Below are 17,375 nucleotides of genomic sequence, written 5' to 3' on the forward strand. Positions count from 1 at the left end.
CCTGCTGATGATGGGCGTGCTCCTGACCGCAATCCGCATGACGTCGCTGCCCGATTCGCGATCAGAAACGCTGCCGCAGTAAGCAGCCTCACGTCCCGGCGAGCGTCAGCGGCTGCTCGCCACGCATCACGCCCTGCAGGGCCGGATGCGGTTGCCCCGCCGCGTCGTTGAGCGCGATTCCTCTGAGCAGCCGCATCGGCGCACGCCCGCCCTTCACCGCCTGCACCAGCACGCGGATCGCCGGCGACGCCGGATCCGGATGCACCGGCAAGATGCTCAGGCTGCCGAAGCCGCGGGCCAGTGCCGCCATCACCTCCGCCAGGGTCTCCGCTCGCCAGATCAGCGTCAGTGCACCGCCCGGACGCAGCACACGGCGGGCTGCATGGACCCAGCCGTCGAGGGTCGTCGCATCGGCCTGATGGGCAAGGCTCCGCCCGGGATCGGGAGACGCCCGGTGGCGGCCGGGATCGTTGAACGGCGGGTTCATCAGCACGGCATCGACGCTGTCGCCGGGGAGCCCTGCCGCAGCAAACGCCGCCGCCCCGGCCGTGACGTCGAGTTCCAGCACCTCGGCGGGCAGGGCATTGGCGGCGGCATTGTGCCGCGCCAAGTCCGCAAGGCCCGGATCGATCTCAACCAGGACGAGGTCGAGCCCGCCGACCCGGCGGGCCAGCGCCAGCCCCGCGGCGCCCACCCCGGTTCCAAAATCGACCACCCGGTTCCCGGCCGTCCCGACGGTGGCCGCCGCCAACAGGATGGCGTCGTGACCGGCCCGGTGGCCGCGGCGGCGCTGGCGCAACACAAGCCGGCCGCCGAGAAATCCATCTTCGGTGAAGGATTCGGCCTCAGTCATCGGCCCGCAGCTCATGGGCGAGCCCGGCCTCGGTCAGGAGCTGGCGCGCCGCGCGCAGGTCGTCCTCGGTCACCAGCAGCCGCCGGGGCAGCACCCCGAGCGAGCCTTCGATAATGCTCATGTTCTGGTCCAGCACCAGATGGCCGATCCCGGCCCCGTCGAGCAGGGCCTCGACCGCCGAAACCAGCACCATGTCGTTGGTCCGCAACAATTCACGCACGCTGCCCCCCAAGGTGGTCCATATGATATTGAGGGGCCATGGGATTTGACGCCCTCGCCGCAATGCGGCAGATTCCGGTCCGTTATCAAGCCTCAAGAACTTCTGGAGATCCGGCGTGGCGGTGGTTGTTCCTTTCGAGAGTCCCTCGTCCGGGTCGATCGACGAACTGGTGGCTCTTGTCGCCTCCGACATGGAGCGGGTCAACAGCACCATCCTGTCGCGGACAGGCTCCGAAGTCACCATGATCCCGGAGGTCGCCAACCACCTGATCTCCTCGGGCGGCAAGCGGCTGCGGCCGATGCTGACGCTGGCCATGGCCCAGCTCGCCGGCTACACCGGCGACGGCCATATCAAGCTCGCCGCCGCCGTCGAGTTCATGCACACCGCGACCCTGCTGCACGACGACGTCGTCGACGAGAGCGAGCTGCGGCGCGGCAAGCTGTCCGCCCGCATGGTGTGGGGCAACGAGGCCAGCGTGCTGGTCGGCGACTTCCTGCTGGGGCAGGCGTTCCGGATGATGGTCGAGGTCGGCTCGCTGCGCGCGCTCGACATCCTGTCCGCCGCCGCCGCCACCATCGCCGAGGGCGAGGTCGCCCAGCTCGCCGCCGCCAAGAACACCGCCACGACCGAGGATGAGTACCTCGCCGTGATCCGCGGCAAGACCGCCGAGCTCTTCGCCGCCGCCTGCGAGGTTGGACCGGTGATCGCCAACCGTCCGAAGGCCGAGCAGACCGCGTGCCGTTCGGTCGGCATGAATCTCGGCATCGCCTTCCAGCTCGTCGACGACGTGCTCGACTACGGCGGCAAGGCCGCCAAGCTCGGCAAGAACGTCGGCGACGACTTCCGCGAGGGCAAGATCACCCTGCCCGTCGTGCTCGCGTTCCGCCGCGGCAGCGACGTCGAGCGCGCGTTCTGGATTCGCACACTCGAGCGCGGCGAGATCGGCGACACCGATCTCGACCATGCGATCGGGCTGATGGCCAAGCACCGCACGCTGGAAGACACCCTGACCCGCGCCCATCACTATGGCGCCATGGCGGTGGATGCGCTGGCGCTGTTCCCGTCGTCCCCGATGAAGACGGCGCTGGAGCAGGTCGTCGCGTTCTGCCTCGCGCGCTCGCACTGATCTCCTGACCGCTGCTCCGACCACCTGTCGCCGGACACCGGCGGCGGTGCGCGCCCCAGTCCCGGGAGCGAGACATGCTGCAGACCCTCGCGATCTCGAACTACCGCTCGATCCGCGAACTCGCCATTCCGCTCGACCGCCTCAACGTCGTGACCGGGCCGAACGGCAGCGGCAAGTCGAGCCTCTATCGCGGCCTGCGGCTGCTGGCGGAGACCGCGCAGGGGCAGCTCGTCGGCTCGCTGGCGCGCGAAGGCGGCGTGCAGTCGACGTTCTGGGCCGGGCCTGAAACCATCTCGCGCGACGTCCGCACCCGCAAGCATCCGGTGCAGGGCACGGTGCGCAAGAAGCCGATGCAACTGCGCCTCGGCTTCGGCGCCGAGGACCTCAGCTACGCCATCGACATCGGCTATCCGCCGAACGGCGTGTTTGGCCTCGATCCGCAGATCAAGCGCGAATGCATCTGGTCAGGCCCGGTGTTCCGCCGCGGCTCTCTGCTGGTCGATCGCCGCGGCAAGGCGCTGCTGGCCATCACCAATGACGGTGACTGGTCCCAGATCCCTGGCGAGATGTCCGACTTCGAAAGCATGATGCAGGCTTTCGCCGATCCACGCACCGCGCCTGAAATGATCGCCGTGCGCGAACGCCTGCGGGCGTGGCGCTTCTACGATCATTTCAGGACCGACCGGCAATCGCCGTGCCGCCTGCCGCAGGTCGGAACGTATACGCCGGTGCTCGCCGACGATGGCGCCGATCTCGCCGCGGCGCTGTGTACCATCCAGATGATCGGCGACCGCGCCGGCCTCGACGGCGCCATCGACGATGCCTTTCCGGGCTCGACGTTGCAGATTCCATCACGCGACGGCTGGTTCGAGGTGGAAATGAGCCAGCACGGGCTGCTGCGCCCGCTCAAGGCGGCCGAACTGTCCGACGGCACGCTGCGCTACCTGTTGCTGGTTGCGGCGCTGCTGACGCCGCGCCCGCCGGAGCTGATGGTGCTCAACGAACCGGAAACCAGCCTGCATCCCGACCTGATCCCGCCGCTCGCACGGCTGATCGCCGCGGCGGCCGAACGCTCGCAGATGATCGTGGTGTCGCACAACGGCAGGCTCGTCGAACTGCTGCGCGAGGAAACCGCCGCGCTGATCGAGCTGCGCAAGGATTTCGGCGAGACCGGTCTCGCCAGCGACGATCCGGATCGTCCCGCCCTGCTCAACGGCCACGCCCGCTGGACGTGGCCGTAGCGCTGACGCGCGATCGCTCGTTCAGCTCAGCACGCTGGCCTCGACCCACCACTCCGGATGCTCGCTGCGGATCGCTGCTGCGGCTGCGCTCGCCTCGCCGCCCGTGGAATAGACCCCGAAGCAGGTCGCGCCCGACCCCGACATGCGGGCGAGCCGCACGCCGCCGGTCGCGCGCAGCGCCGCCAGGACATCGGCGATGATCGGCTGAATGCGGATCGCCGGCGCCTCGAGATCGTTGATGCCGCCGATCAGCGCATCGAGCCAGACGTCGAAGCCGGCCTTGGCCGGCGGCCAGGCGATCGCCTCCAGCACCTCCGAAAGGCCGGTGCGCAGTTGGCCCGGCTTGAGGCCGAGTGCGGTGAACACGTCCTTCGTCGCCACGGGCACCCGCGGATTGACCAGCACGCATGGCAGCGGCGGCAGGTCGATGGGCGTGATGGTTTCGCCGACGCCGGTCATGATGCAGGCGCGCGAGGCGACGCACACCGGAATGTCGGCGCCGGTGGCACGCGCCACCTCCATGATCCGGGTGTCGTCGAAGGGCAGGTTGTTGCTGGCGGCGAGCAGCCGCAGCGCCGCGGCGGCATCGGCCGAACCGCCACCGATACCTGCCGCCGCCGGCAGGTGCTTGTCGAGGGTAAAATGGCCTGACTTCAAGCCGGCGATGCGCTCGCCGAGCGCATGAGCGGCCCGGAACACGAGATTGTCGCCGAGCGCACCGCATTCGGCGGCGCGCGGACCAGTCACGGCCAGCGCGGTCTCGGAGGCGGGCGCAAGCGTGAGGCCATCGGCAACACCGGCGAACGCCACCACGCTCTCCAGCTCATGGTAGCCGTCGGGACGGCGTCCGAGCACCCTGAGCGTGAGATTGACTTTCGCGCGCGCGCTCTCGGTCAGCATGACGAAGCGGTTCCTCATCGAGCCAAAGGCGGCTCGCTGGCCATGCCCTAGAGCATTTTGTGCCGGAGGGGAACAAGGGAAAGGTATCGGGAACAGGACAGGGCGGTGGCTCGCCGCCACCGCCCTGCATGCGAAACGTCAAGCGTGGGCCGACCCGCGAACTAGCCGCCCTTGTCGCCTTTGTCGTCCTTCTTGTCCTTGTCGGCGGAGGCCGCGGCCGGCGACGCATCGTCGGGCAGGCCGTTCTTGATTTTGGCCTCGATCTTCGGAAGCTCTTCGGGATCGGGCTTGAGGTCGCGGGCGTGCGCCCACTGGAAGCCGGCCTCCAGCTTGCGGCCGACACGCCAGTAGGCGTCGCCAAGATGGTCATTGATGGTCGGGTCCTCGGGCTTGAGGTCGACGGCGCGCTCCAGCGTCTTCACCGCATCCTCGTAGTTGCCGATGCGGAAATAGGCCCAGCCCAGCGAGTCGACGATGTAGCCGTCATCCGGGCGCTGCTCGACGGCGCGGCGGATCATTTTCATCGCCTCGTCGAGATTGATGCCCTGATCGATCCAGGAATAACCGAGATAGTTGAGGACATGCGCCTGATCAGGCTGCATCTCCAGCGCCTTCTTCAGATCGGCCTCGGCCTTCGGCCACTGCTTGGAGCGCTCCTCGCAGATGCCGCGGAAGTAGTACAGCACCCAGTTCGGCTTGTCGGAGGTGAGATCGATGCCCTGCGAGTAGGTGGTGGAGCAGTCCTCGAACTTCTTGCGCGAGCGCTCGATGTTGCCGAGCGCCATCACGGCCTCGACGTCCTTCGGGTCCTGCGCGATGGTCTCCTTGAGGATCTTGATCGCCTCGTCGCCGCGATCGGCGGCATCGAGATCGGTGGCCAGCTGGATCTGGGCGTTGCGCTTGAGCGGCGAGTTCGCCGGCACGCGCTCATAGACCTTGATCGCCATCTGCGGCTTCTTCACCGATTCATAGAGATCGGCGAGCGACAGCAGCGCCAGCGCATGGCGCGGCTCGAGATAGAGCGCGAGCTGGAGATAGACCAGTGCGAGATCCTCGCCGCCGCGACGGGTCAGCGAGGCGCCGATGCCATAGAGCGCTTCGGCGGCGCCGGCCTGCGGCGAATCGGCGAGCGGCGGCAGCTTCTTGCCGGCCTTGGTCTCGCGCAGGCCGTCGACCACCACCGGGTGGCGGGCGAGCTTCTTGTCGAAGGCCTCATAGATCGCCGCAGCCGCTGCAGGGTCCTTCGACCGCGACAGCCAGTGCGCATAGGCCTCGGCAACCCGCAGCGCCGAATCGTCGAGCTTGTAGGCGCGCTCCAGACGCACGCCGGCGTCCTTCGACTTGCCCGCGAGGTCGAGCAGCATGCCCGTATGGAAGTCCTTGAACAGCGGGTACCATTCCGGCCCCTGCAACTTGTCGATGCTGGCGACCGCCGCCTGGGTATTGCCGGCGCCGTACTGCGCCCAGCCCGACAGCAGCGCCGCGACGAGATCGGTAATCGGGCCGCGGACCGACTGATTGATGTTCTGCTGGGCGGCGCCATAGCGCTTCAGCTTGAGGTCACGCACGCCGACCACAAGACGCGCGACGCGGTTGTTCTTGTCGATGGTCAGGATGCGCTCACCGAGCTTGACCGCCTCGTCGATGTCACCCTCGGCCAGCGAGGAGATGAAGGCACGGTCGAGCAGCTCGTTGTTCTTGGGATCGGAGCGCAGCGCGGAGCGATAGAACGCGGCCGCGGACGCGGCGTCGCGCTCGACACTGGCATGGCGCGCGGCAAGATAACTGCCGGCGGTCGTCATGGACATCAGGTCGCGGCTGGTGGGAAACGCGGTGCTCTTGGCACCCTCGCCCCTGGCGCCCTCGGTTTTGGCCGCCTCGCCCTTGGCACCGTCCTGCGCCAGCGCGGGCGCGCCGGCGGCCAATGCGGCGATGGTGACGGCGGCGACCGCCAGACGATTGAAACGAATGAACTTCATCACGACTCGCCTGGCTCCAAGATTAAGTCCCGGATTTTGATGGACGGATTCGGGCATCAGCGGAATGGGACGACGGCCTCACCGACCGCTTGCGACGGCCCGATTGAATTGCAGGGCACCATGCGGCGCACCGGTTCGCGACAATGGCGCTTTTGCTGCACGACCGCAAGAACATGCGACAGGCGTTTGGCCTGCGCACTGTGGCGGGATCGTGGCCGAATGCGGCAGCGGCGCGGCCGCCGCGGCCAAATGCCCGTGAGTGGATGGCTCTACCCAAGCCGGCAGACGGCGCGCACCCGCGGCCACGCAGGCGGCGCCGGCCGTTCCCTTTACATCGCCTGATAGTTCGGGCCGCCGCCGCCCTCTGGCGGAACCCAGGTGATGTTGCCGTTGGGATCCTTGATGTCGCAGGTTTTGCAGTGGACGCAGTTCTGGGCGTTGATCACAAATCGCGGATCGCTACCCTCTTCCACCCACTCGTAGACCCCCGCGGGGCAATAGCGGTTGGACGGGCCGGCGAACACGTCGTGCTCGGACGTCTTCTGCAGGGTCATATCCTTGACCTTGAGGTGGATCGGCTGATCCTCCTCATGGTTGGTGTTGGACAGGAACACCGACGACAGCTTGTCGAATGTCAGCTTGCCGTCCGCCTTGGCCGCCGGCACGGGGCTGTGCGCCTTGGCCGGGTCGAGCGCGGCGCGATCCGGCTTGCCGTGCCCCACAGTGCCGAACAGCGAGAAGCCGAACAGCGTGTTGGTCCACATGTCGATGGCGCCGAGCGGCGCGCCCAGCAGGGTGCCGAACTTCGACCACAGCGGCTTGACGTTGCGGACCTTGTAAAGATCCTGGCCGACCGGCGAGGACCGCCAGGCGTTTTCGTACTCGGACAATTCGTCGTTGGCGCGGCCGGCGGCCAGCGCCGCAGCGACATGCTCAGCCGCGAGGAGACCCGAACCCATGGCGTTGTGGACGCCCTTGATGCGCGGCACGTTGACGAAGCCTGCGGCGCAGCCGATCAGCGCGCCGCCGGCGAACGACAGCCGCGGCACCGACTGGTAGCCACCCTCGGTGATGGCGCGCGCGCCGTAGGCAAGGCGCTTGCCGCCCTCGAACACGTCGCGCACCAGCGGATGGGTCTTGAAGCGCTGGAACTCGTCGAACGGCGACAGATAGGGATCGGCATAGTTGAGGTGGACGACGAAGCCGACGGCGACGAGATCGTCGTCGTAGTGGTACAGGAACGAGCCACCGCCGGTGGAATTGTTCAGCGGCCAGCCGAACGAGTGCTGGATCAGGCCCTTCTTGTGCTTGGCCGGATCGATCTGCCAGACCTCCTTGAGACCGATGCCGAACTTCGGCGGCTCGCTCTTGGCGTCGAGGGCAAACTTCGCGATCAGCTGCTTGGACAGCGAGCCCCGCGCGCCTTCGGCGAACAGCGTGTACTTGCCGAGCAATTCCATGCCACGGGTAAAGGACGCCTTGGGCTCGCCATCACGGCCGATGCCCATGTCGCCGGTGGCGATGCCGCGCACCTCGCCATGCTCGCCATAGATCACTTCGGTCGCGGCGAAGCCGGGGTAGATCTCCACCCCGAGCGCCTCGGCCCTGGTGGCGAGCCAGCGGCACACGTTGCCGAGCGAGCCGATGTAGCAGTGATGGTTGTCCATCAGCGGCGGCATCAGGAAATTCGGCAGGCGAATCTTGAGGCTGGAGGTCGTCCAGTAGAAGTGATCGTCCGTGACCTGGGTCTTGAGCGGGCAATCAGGGTCCTCGCGCCAGTCCGGAACCAGCTTGTCGAGCCCCGCCGGATCGATCACCGCGCCGGACAGGATATGGGCGCCGACTTCCGAGCCCTTCTCGACCACCACGACGCTGAGTTCGGGGTTGAGCTGCTTGAGGCGGATGGCCGTGGTGAGGCCGGACGGCCCCGCCCCGACGATCACGACGTCGAATTCCATGGATTCGCGCGGCGGCAGCGGCTCGGTGCTCATGCTGAGGTCTCAAATACCCTGAATAAGAACGTTTCCAATCCTGTTGTTTCCGATTTTTGGGCCGTCGACAACCCCCGCCCGGCACAGCCGCCTCCGCGGCGCTCCGGGCATGGACGATCAGCCCGCTTGTATGCCACATGGAGGCGTATCAACGCTCCACCATCCGCTTTAAACTTGGTCGCCGGCCCGACCGGCCCGCAGGTCCATCGATCCACGCCGCATGCTGCACGAACCCGCACCGTCCGTTCACCAGTTGCTTGCCTTCTACCTCGAGGCCGGGGTGGACTGCGCGCTGTCGGACGAGCCGGTCGACCGCCTTGCGGAGGAGACGGTCGAGGACCTCGCGCCCGCCCAGCGCCCGGCGCTGCGGACATCAGCGCCTCTCACCGCAGCAGCCCCTGCGGTCGTGCCATCATCGCGCAACGACGCCGCGCCGCCGCCCGACATCGCCATCACCTCCGCGCGCGAGGCCGCCCGCACCGCCACCACGCTCGAGGAACTGCGGGCGCTGCTCGACAATTTCGACGGCTGCGCGCTCAAGTCCACGGCAACCCGGCTGGTCTTCGCCGACGGCACCCCGCAGGCGCGCATCATGTTCGTCGGCGAGGCTCCCGGGCGCGACGAGGATATCGAGGGCCTGCCGTTCGTCGGCCGTTCGGGCAAGCTGCTCGACCTGATGATCGGCGCCATCGGGCTCGACCGCACCAAGGTCTATATCGCCAACGTCATTCCGTGGCGTCCGCCGGGTAACCGCACCCCGACACCGCAGGAGACCCAGATCTGCCTGCCGTTCATCCAGCGCCAGATCGAACTGGTCGATCCCGATATTCTGGTGACCATGGGCAACCCGTCGACCCAGTCGCTGCTGCGCACCCGCGAGGGCATCATGCGCACCCGCGGCAAGTGGATCGACTATGACACCGGCCGGCGCACCATCCGCGCCATGCCGACGTTCCATCCCGCGTACCTGTTGCGCTCGCCCGCCTACAAGCGCCTCGCCTGGCAGGACCTGCGCGCCATCCGCAAGGCATTGACGCCGGCGTGAAGCGCAAGAAGCGCTGGCCGCAGACACGGCATCTCCGCATATTCGGCGTCATCACCGGCTTGCCCGGAGATCCATCTTGTCAGGGTGTCGGCTTGAAGCTGGATGGCCGGATCAAGTCCGGCCATGACGCCGAGTGTGGAGGGCCGCCGTCCGCAACCACATCACGGCAACGTTTGGCACACGTCGTATGACGCCTCACCCCTGCTCGAACAGCCGCTTGCGCAGGCGCAGCGCGCGGCCGGACGGACCGCCCGGCGCCATGGTGGCGAAGGCGTTGAGATAGTTCGCCTTGGTGCGCAGGATGTGGGCGATCAGCAGGCGCGACAGCCGTGCGGTATCGCCGGCGCCGATCAGGCGGATCATGGCCTGATGATCCTTGAAAGAGCGCGCCGGCTCTCCCTCCGCTTTGATCGCCAGATGGGTGCGCAGCGCGGCGACGCGGCCAAGGATCTGGCCATAGGCACGCTCGAGGTAGCGGTTGCGGCAGGCGGCGAAGAACGCGAGATGAAAATCGGTATCGGCGCGGCCGTACGCCTGCAGGTCCTTGCCGCGGATGGCCGCAGCCATGCGTTCCTGCGCCGCCCGCAGCGCCCGCGTCAGCTCGGCCGTCCGGCCCCCCGCGAGCGCGAGCCGCATGGCCTGCACCTCCAGGCCGGCGCGATGGTCGCACAGCTCGGCGATGTCCTCGGGTTTCGGCGTAAACACATAGGTGCCGGACTTCGGCACGATATGCACGAGATCCTGCATCTGCAGGATATTGAGCGCCTCGCGCACCGGCGTGCGGCTGACCTCGAACGCCGCCGCCAGCGTGTCCTCCGACAACCCCTCGCCGAACTCGAACTCGGCATCGACGATCGCGGCGCGGATGCGCTCGGCAATGGTCTGCGCCAGTGTCGGCGCGGCGGTGTTGCGTGGCTTCGTCCCCATGGCGCTATGCTATCTCACCTCGCTGGCTGATCCATAGCGCCATGGGCCGTTTCCTTTAGTCCCGGCGCGCCTTCAGGCTCATGCACAGGAAGAAGCCGAGGATCGGGAAGATCGCGAGCACCAGCAGCGCGAGCTGGAAGCTGTCGGTCGCCGTCTTCACCCAGCCCACGAGATAAGGCCCGGTGAAGCCGCCGAGCTGCGCGAAGCCGTTGATCGCGGCAAGGCCGCCAGCGGCAGCGGCGCCCGACAGGAACTGGGTCGGCAGCGTCCAGAACACGCCGAGATACGACCACAGGAAGAACGCGCAGGCGCACAGCAGCATCAGCCCGACCAGCGGGCTCGGCGCGAACGTGCTCGCCGCCAGGAACAGGCCGCCGAACAGGCCGGCGATCGCGGTGTGGATCTTGCGCTCGCCGCTGCGGTCGGAACTGCGGGCGATCACCACGAGGCCGATCGCCGCGAACACGAACGGGATCGCCGAGACCACGCCGGTCTGCAGCGTCGTCAGGTTGCCGAGGCTCTTGACGATCTGCGGCAGCCACATGATGACGCCGTACACGGCGATGCCGTTGAACATGTAGACCAGCGTCAGCAGCCAGACACGGTAGTCGCTGAAGATCTCACCAAGCCGATGGCGGGTATCGCCGGCCGCCGTGGCCCGCTCCGCCTCGAGCTGCGCCAGCAGCCACCGCCGCTCGTCCTCCTTCAGCCAGCGCGTGTCGGTCTCCGGCCGGTCGACCAGATAGAAGAAGGTGAAGACGCCGAGCAGAATGGCCGGCAAGCCTTCGAGCAGGAACATCACCTGCCAGCCGCGGAAGCCGAACAGGCCCTCGCCGGCGTCGATCAGCCAGGCCGACAACGGTGCGCCGAACACGATCGACAGCACGGTCGCGGCCATGAACGACGCGGTCGCGCGTCCACGCTCCTTCGCCGGAAACCAGAAGGTGAGATACAGCAGCACGCCCGGCGCAAAGCCGGCTTCGGCGACGCCGAGCAGGAAGCGCAACACATAGAACGAGGTCGCGCCCTGCACATAGGCCATGGCGCAGGACACGATGCCCCAGGTCACCATGATGCGCGCGATCCACACCCGCGAACCGAGCCGATGCAGCATCATGTTGCTGGGAATCTCGAACGCCATGTAGCCGATGAAGAAGATGCCGGCGCCGAGACCGAACATGTAAGGCGTCAGGCCGACGTCCTTGTTCATATGCAGCGCCGCGAAGCCGATGTTCACGCGGTCGAGATAATTGACAATGAAACAGATGAAGCAGAACAGCACGATCCGCGTGTTCAACTTGCCGATGGTGCGGTCGCGCACGTCCGCGCCGCTGTGCGCAACCTGTGCGCCGATGACATCCGCCATGGATTCCCCCCGTTTGTCCCGGCCCCGTCACCGATGCGGAGCTTGCCACGCCCCTATAGCCATGGACATCCCCCCACGCAAGTAGCATACATAAACTAGAACCCTAGTTAGCCTTGTGACGGTTCCAGCGCCGTTGCCCGGCTCGCCACGACAAGAGGACGCCATGACCGCCCCCGCCGCCGACACCACCTTTTTTCGCGACCGCGTCGTGCTGGTCACCGGCGGCGCCTCCGGCATCGGCCGTGCGGTGACCGAGAAGCTGCTCGCGGCGGGCGCGAAGCTCGCGGTGTGGGATCTGCGCGATGACCGCCTCGCAGAGCTTGCGCGAACCTACGGCGCCCAGGTGCTGACGCGCCGTGTCGACGTTTCCGACAAAACTGCCGTGGATGCTGCCGCCGCCGAAGTCGCGGCCACGCTCGGACCGATCGACCATCTCGTGAACAATGCCGGCATCATCGGCCGCCGCATGACGGTGCGCGAGCTCGACGCCGGCGAGCTCGAACGCGTGCTCGCGGTCAATCTCAAGAGCGCGTTCTACGTCTCGCACGCGTTCTGCCGCCACGGCAGCGATCGGCCGCAGCGCTCGATCGTCGGCCTGTCGTCGATCGCCGCACGCACCGGCGGCATGGTCGGCAGCATCGCCTACGCGACCACCAAGGGCGCGGTGGCGAGCTTCACGGTGGCGCTCGCCAAGGAGCTGGCGCCGGCCGTGCGCGTCAACGCGCTCGCGCCCGGTGTGATCGACACCGAGATCCAGAACGACGTGTTCGCCGATCCCGGGCAGATTGCCGCGATGGCCGACGTCATTCCGCTGAAGCGGCTCGGCACGGCCGCGGAGGTCGCCGAGGCCGTGGTGTGGCTGCTGTCGCCGGCATCCGCCTATATCACCGGCGTCGTGCTCGACGTCTCCGGCGGCCGATAAACAGCAACCAGACAAGAGGCCATGACATGACACAGGCACGCGCACTGAAAACCCTGCTCGGCCAGGGACGGATCATCCAGGCTCCGGGGGCACCCGATGCGCTCACCGCGCGCCTCGTGCAGCAGGCCGGCTTTCCTGCGATCTACATGACCGGCTTCGGCGCCACCGCGAGCCGGCTCGGCCAGCCCGATCTCGGCCTCATGAGCCAGACCGAGATGACGACCCATGCCCGCGACATGACGCGCGCGGTGTCGATCCCGGTGATCGCCGACGCCGACACCGGCTATGGCGGGCCTGCCAACATCGTCCGTACCGTCGAGGAGTATCTTCAGGCCGGCGTCGCCGCGATCCATCTCGAGGACCAGCAGCTGCCCAAGCGCTGCGGCCAGCTCGCCGGCGTGCGGGTGATCTCGGCGGAGGAAAACGTGCGGCGGCTGCGCTGCGCGATCGCCGCCCGGGGCGCGAGCGAGATGCTGATCATCGCGCGTACCGACGCCCTGCCCGGTGCCGGCGCCGCGGAGGCGATCCGGCGGGCGAAGCTGTATCAGGACACGGGCGTCGACCTCGTGTTCGTCGACGGCATCAAGACCATCGCCGACGTCGAGGCGGTGGCGAAGGCGGTCGACGGCCCCAAGGTGGTCAGCATCGTCGACGGCAACGAGACAACCGCGCTGACCGCCCGCGACCTTGAGCAGATGGGCTTTCAGCTCGCGTTCTATGCGCTCTCGACGCTGTTCTCGGCGGTCAAGGCGATCGCGGACACCCTGGCGGTGCTCAAGCGCGACGGCACCCCGCGCGCCCGTGCTGCCGATATGGTGACCTACCAGGCCTACAGCGACCTGGTCGGACTGCCCGCGTACGAGGACCTCGACGAGCACTATGGCTGGTCGGCCGGCACCTGAGACAGGTTATCCACAGGATCGTCACGCCGCTTCGAACCCGTCGGCGGAACATGGTTGCTATCTCTGGCGGCGAAAGCGATAGAAATCGCCTATGATTTCGGCGATAAAGGGAAACAACTTCCCTTTGTTCGCCGGGACAGAAGAACAAATGACTGCAATCCCTGCCGACGAGGCTTGTGACGACGTCCGGGCGCGCGCCAACGTCCTGCGGCTTGCTGTCGCGCAGTCCCTGACCGGCGCCAATGCCGCGGTGATCTTCGCCACCGGCTCCATCGTTGGCGCAACGCTCGCGCCCGACACCTCCCTCGCGACCTTGCCGATCTCGATCTATGTCGTCGGCATCGCCTGCGGCACGCTGCCGACCGGCGCGATCTCCCGGGCCTTCGGCCGGCGCACGGCGTTCATGATCGGTGCGGGTTGTGGTGCGCTGTGCGGATTGATCGCCGCGATCGCCATCCTGCGCGGCTCTTTCGCCCTGTTCTGCTGCGCGACCTTCCTCGGCGGGCTCTATGCCGCCGTCGCCCAGTCCTACCGTTTCGCCGCCGCCGACGGCGCCAGCGCGGCGTACCGCCCGAAGGCGCTGTCCTGGGTGATGGCGGGCGGCGTCTTCGCGGGCGTGCTAGGTCCGCAACTCGTACAGTGGACCATGGATATCTGGCCGCCATTCGTGTTCGCGGCGAGCTTCATCGCCCAGACGGTGGTCGCACTCGTCGCCATGGCGGTGCTGGCCGGCGTCGATGCGCCGCCGCCACCGGCCACCAGCCATGCGGACGGACGCCCGCTGTTCGCCATTGCCCGCCAGCCGCGCTTCGTCGCCGCGGCACTGTGCGGCACGGTGGCGTATGCCATGATGAATCTGCTGATGACGTCGGCGCCTCTCGCGATGAAGTTCTGCGGGCTGACCGTCAGCGATTCCAACTTCGGCATCCAGTGGCATGTCGTGGCGATGTATGCGCCGAGCTTCGTCACCGGCACGCTGATCGCGCGCTTCGGCGCGGCGCGCGTCGTCGCCTGCGGGCTGCTGCTGGAAGCGCTCGCCGCGGCGATCGGCCATAGCGGCATCACCGCGATGCACTTCTGGGTCACGCTGATCGTGGTCGGGCTGGGATGGAATTTCTCGTTCGTCGGCGCGTCTGCGCTGGTGCTCGAAACCCACCGGCCGCAGGAGCGCAACAAGGTCCAGGCGTTCAATGACTTCCTGGTGTTCGGGATGATGGCGATCGGGTCGTTCTCGTCGGGCCAGATTCTCACCAGCTATGGCTGGCCGATGGTCACGGCCATCGTGTTCCCGCCGGTCGCGCTGGCGCTCATCGTCCTGGTGCTGACCGCGCGGGCGCGCCGCGAAGCGGCCGCGGCCTGATCGCTCAGGACGACTTCGGGCGGACGATCCCCCAGCCGATCCGCAACGGCGGCAGACGGCCGTTGACCGTGCGCTCGAACGCACGCGGCACCTCCGGCGCGAGACCCGGAAAACGCCTGGCGATGTCCTCGGGTGGCGTGCCGGCGGTATCGGCGGCCCGCCACACCACGATGCCGCCGTTCTCGGCAAACTTCGTGGCGTTCAGCCATGGCGTGCGCTCCGGCGCGGCATCGAGGAACAGGTGCGGCTGGCGCGGCGCACCGAGTGCGATCAGAGAGGCGAGTTGCGGATCGCCCGCGACCGCGCGCAACGGCAGGCCCGTGCGCCGCTCGAAACTGTCGCCGAAGAAGTGCCCGATCTGCGCAGCCGGCAGCGACGTCTTCACTTCGACACCAGCCCAGGGCTGCACCAGCGTGATCAGCAGCGTCGCCGCGGCGGGCGCGGCGATGATCGCCGCCCACACCGTGCGCAGCACCTCCTGCCGGCGCAGCGGAATGAGATCGCCCGCGAACAGCATCGCCGCGATGCCGGCGGGCAGCAGCACGGTGCCGGCGCCGCCGGCAATCTGCGAAAACCCGAACAGCGCCGTGAGCAATGTCAGGACCAGTGCAGGAACGCTGGCGAAAAACAGCACATAGCGCCGCGCGAACGGATCGACCGGCGGACGAAAAATGGAGGGCGCATCCTCCGGGCGGCGCGACCAGCGCGGCGCGTTGGCGATTGCGAGGATCGCGACGCCCGCCATCGCCAGCGCCAGTGTGGCGACGAGCTCGCCCCACCGCGTGGCGCGCGCACCAAGCTCGGTAGCCGGCGGAAGCGGCGGCAGATGCAGCGAATTGGCGCGCACCAGCCACATCAGATAGGGCAATACCAGCACCACGATCACGATCAGCGCGAACCACGGATCGAGCGAAGCGAGCGCGCGCCGCCCCCGCGCCGTCGCGAGCATGAAGCCGAGCAGCAGCACCAGCAGCACGACGGCGGCGTGCGTGGTCAACAGCAGCAAGCCAGCCTCGATGGACAGTGCGAACCAGGCATTGCCCCGCCCCTGACCGACGACGCGAAAGCCATGGAGCAGCACCAGCGCCCACAGCGGCCGCGCCAGCACCTGGGAATCGAACTCGACGCCGGGAAAGCTGAACACCAGGAAGGTCGCGGTCAGCATCACTGCCAGCACCGCCTGCTGGCGTCCGATCACCGCGGCGCCGAGCTCGAACATCGCCCACATGGTCACGACGAAGCACGCCTGCGACAGCAGGTAGACGCCGACCACATGATGTCCCGCGGCCCGGAAGGCGATGTCGGCGAGCCAGAACGCCAGCGGCGGCCCGATATCCGTGCCGACCTGGTACTCGCGGCCGAACACCAGCAGCGTCGCCATGTCGCCCGGCGGGCTGCGGTAGAGCAGCGTCGGCAGCACCAGCCACAGCGCCGCCTGCGCCAGCACCACGATCCAGAAGATCAGCCTGGGCCGCGCGCGGACGAGTTCGACGATCAGGGACGTGAAGCGCATGAGAAAGAACCGCTGGCGAGGGCAAAGGCAGTCGCCTGTGATAAGCCGCAACGGCCGGTCAGGCAACGTTCCGGCCTGTCAGACCGGTGCGGCGAGCGCTTCGAACAGATCGGCCTGGGTGTCAGGCTCCGGGGCAGCCGGCTCCTCCGGCAGATCGCCGCCATGCTTGCGCCACGCCGCCGCGACGGGCGCGAACAGCCGGCGATGGTGCGCGGTCGGGCCAAGCGTGTCGAGCGCAGCCAGATGCAGCGGCACGCCGTAGCCCATGTGCTGTTCGAAGCCGTAGCCGGGATGCTCCTCGGCGAGTTTGCCCATCAGGCGGTCGCGGACCACCTTGGCGACGATGGAGGCTGCGGCGATCGAGACCACGAGACCATCGCCGCCGATTACCGCGTCGCAGCCACAGGGCACGTCGATCCGGTCGCGGCCATCGACGAACACATGCTGGGGCGCCTGTGGGAGCGCGTCGACCGCGCGTGCCAGCGCCCAGAGCGATGCCCGCAGGATATTGTCACGCTCGATCCGAGACGGCGGCGCGACCGCGACCGCGAACGAGGCGGTGGCGCAGATCTCCTCGAACAGCGCTTCGCGCCGCTCGCGGGTCAGGCGTTTGGAATCGTCGAGGCCCTTCGGAACACGGTCGGGGTCGAGAATGACCGCGGCGGCGACCACCGGACCGGCCAGCGGGCCGCGGCCAACCTCATCGCAACCGGCGACAGGCCAGACGCCGCGCTTGAGCAGAGCGCGCTCGCGTCGAAAGTTCGGCGGCGTCGTCGCGGCGCTCCTGGCCGGAGCTGCGACCTTCGCACGGCCACGCGGCGACGGCGCGTCCGCAGGGCCCGCGGCAGCTTTCCTGGTCGGCTTGCGAGGCGCCCGATCCCGAATCATGGCGGCGATGCTGCGGCGGCCGGATCAGCCGCGCAAGACGCAAATCCGTGCCATGCCCGCTATTCAACCGCGCCCCATCATCCTGCGGTCGCGGAGCGATGGTACCTGCGCCGACATGTTCCCGTGCCCGGCGCGAACTGCT

General features: G+C 67.9%; 15 protein-coding genes. 6 read left to right on the forward strand and 9 right to left on the reverse strand.

The features are described 5' to 3' along the window. Positions 1 to 88 precede the first annotated feature (88 nt). A complete protein-coding gene (locus JQ639_RS09640) occupies positions 89 to 853 on the reverse strand; it encodes a tRNA1(Val) (adenine(37)-N6)-methyltransferase (protein ID WP_211965891.1) in 765 nt (254 codons plus the stop codon). Continuing rightward, positions 846 to 1,073, reverse strand: a complete 228-nt coding sequence (locus tag JQ639_RS09645) for a putative signal transducing protein (protein WP_211965892.1) — start codon at positions 1,071 to 1,073, stop codon at positions 846 to 848. Before JQ639_RS09645 ends, JQ639_RS09640 begins: the two co-directional genes overlap by 8 nt. Positions 1,074 to 1,188: 115 nt before the next feature. Here JQ639_RS09645 and JQ639_RS09650 point away from each other — a divergent pair, with 115 nt between their 5' ends. Next, positions 1,189 to 2,199 carry a polyprenyl synthetase family protein gene (locus JQ639_RS09650; RefSeq protein WP_211965893.1) on the forward strand — a complete coding sequence of 337 codons (1,011 nt, stop codon included), beginning with the start codon at positions 1,189 to 1,191 and terminating at the stop codon, positions 2,197 to 2,199. A gap of 74 nt (positions 2,200 to 2,273) precedes the next feature. Next, positions 2,274 to 3,440 (forward strand): AAA family ATPase, encoded by a 1,167-nt coding sequence (locus JQ639_RS09655; protein ID WP_211965894.1) that lies wholly within the window; start codon positions 2,274 to 2,276, stop codon positions 3,438 to 3,440. A gap of 21 nt (positions 3,441 to 3,461) precedes the next feature. On the opposite strand, the gene JQ639_RS09660 is transcribed toward JQ639_RS09655, so the two are convergent. The 3 genes from JQ639_RS09660 to JQ639_RS09670 form a co-directional block, all read right to left on the reverse strand. Further along, positions 3,462 to 4,340, reverse strand: a complete 879-nt coding sequence (locus tag JQ639_RS09660) for a 4-(cytidine 5'-diphospho)-2-C-methyl-D-erythritol kinase (protein ID WP_211965895.1) — start codon at positions 4,338 to 4,340, stop codon at positions 3,462 to 3,464. Between the two features lie 161 nt (positions 4,341 to 4,501). Beyond that, positions 4,502 to 6,319, reverse strand: a complete 1,818-nt coding sequence (locus JQ639_RS09665) for a tetratricopeptide repeat protein (protein ID WP_211965896.1) — start codon at positions 6,317 to 6,319, stop codon at positions 4,502 to 4,504. Positions 6,320 to 6,648: 329 nt separating this feature from the next. Beyond that, positions 6,649 to 8,310, reverse strand: a complete 1,662-nt coding sequence (locus JQ639_RS09670) for an electron transfer flavoprotein-ubiquinone oxidoreductase (RefSeq protein WP_211965897.1) — start codon at positions 8,308 to 8,310, stop codon at positions 6,649 to 6,651. A gap of 220 nt (positions 8,311 to 8,530) precedes the next feature. Here JQ639_RS09670 and JQ639_RS09675 point away from each other — a divergent pair, with 220 nt between their 5' ends. After that, positions 8,531 to 9,355, forward strand: a complete 825-nt coding sequence (locus JQ639_RS09675) for a uracil-DNA glycosylase (RefSeq protein WP_211965898.1) — start codon at positions 8,531 to 8,533, stop codon at positions 9,353 to 9,355. Between the two features lie 195 nt (positions 9,356 to 9,550). On the opposite strand, the gene JQ639_RS09680 is transcribed toward JQ639_RS09675, so the two are convergent. Together JQ639_RS09680 and JQ639_RS09685 are read right to left on the reverse strand one after the other, a co-directional pair. Then, positions 9,551 to 10,282, reverse strand: a complete 732-nt coding sequence (locus JQ639_RS09680; RefSeq protein ID WP_211965899.1) for a GntR family transcriptional regulator — start codon at positions 10,280 to 10,282, stop codon at positions 9,551 to 9,553. A 55-nt stretch (positions 10,283 to 10,337) separates the two neighbouring features. Further along, the gene (locus tag JQ639_RS09685; protein WP_211965900.1) at positions 10,338 to 11,648 is read right to left on the reverse strand and encodes an MFS transporter; all 1,311 of its coding nucleotides are present in this window, start codon (positions 11,646 to 11,648) and stop codon (positions 10,338 to 10,340) included. A 163-nt stretch (positions 11,649 to 11,811) separates the two neighbouring features. Here JQ639_RS09685 and JQ639_RS09690 point away from each other — a divergent pair, with 163 nt between their 5' ends. The 3 genes from JQ639_RS09690 (at position 11,812) to JQ639_RS09700 (ending at position 14,832) form a co-directional block, all read left to right on the forward strand. Beyond that, complete coding sequence (locus JQ639_RS09690; RefSeq protein WP_211965901.1) at positions 11,812 to 12,570, forward strand: SDR family NAD(P)-dependent oxidoreductase; 759 nt, start codon at positions 11,812 to 11,814, stop codon at positions 12,568 to 12,570. A gap of 26 nt (positions 12,571 to 12,596) precedes the next feature. Next, positions 12,597 to 13,472: an isocitrate lyase/PEP mutase family protein gene (locus JQ639_RS09695; protein ID WP_211965902.1), complete on the forward strand. Its 876-nt coding sequence runs from the start codon at positions 12,597 to 12,599 to the stop codon at positions 13,470 to 13,472. Positions 13,473 to 13,620: 148 nt separating this feature from the next. Then, positions 13,621 to 14,832 carry an MFS transporter gene (locus JQ639_RS09700; protein ID WP_211965903.1) on the forward strand — a complete coding sequence of 404 codons (1,212 nt, stop codon included), beginning with the start codon at positions 13,621 to 13,623 and terminating at the stop codon, positions 14,830 to 14,832. A 4-nt stretch (positions 14,833 to 14,836) separates the two neighbouring features. On the opposite strand, the gene JQ639_RS09705 is transcribed toward JQ639_RS09700, so the two are convergent. Both JQ639_RS09705 and rnhB read right to left on the reverse strand, forming a co-directional pair. Beyond that, positions 14,837 to 16,345, reverse strand: a complete 1,509-nt coding sequence (locus tag JQ639_RS09705) for a glycosyltransferase family 39 protein (protein ID WP_211965904.1) — start codon at positions 16,343 to 16,345, stop codon at positions 14,837 to 14,839. A gap of 78 nt (positions 16,346 to 16,423) precedes the next feature. Next, positions 16,424 to 17,233: a ribonuclease HII gene (gene rnhB, locus JQ639_RS09710; protein ID WP_211965905.1), complete on the reverse strand. Its 810-nt coding sequence runs from the start codon at positions 17,231 to 17,233 to the stop codon at positions 16,424 to 16,426. Positions 17,234 to 17,375 lie beyond the last annotated feature (142 nt).

Origin of the sequence: Bradyrhizobium sp. U87765 SZCCT0048 (genome assembly GCF_018131225.1) — a bacterium.
Classification (GTDB): Bacteria; Pseudomonadota; Alphaproteobacteria; order Rhizobiales; family Xanthobacteraceae; genus Bradyrhizobium_A.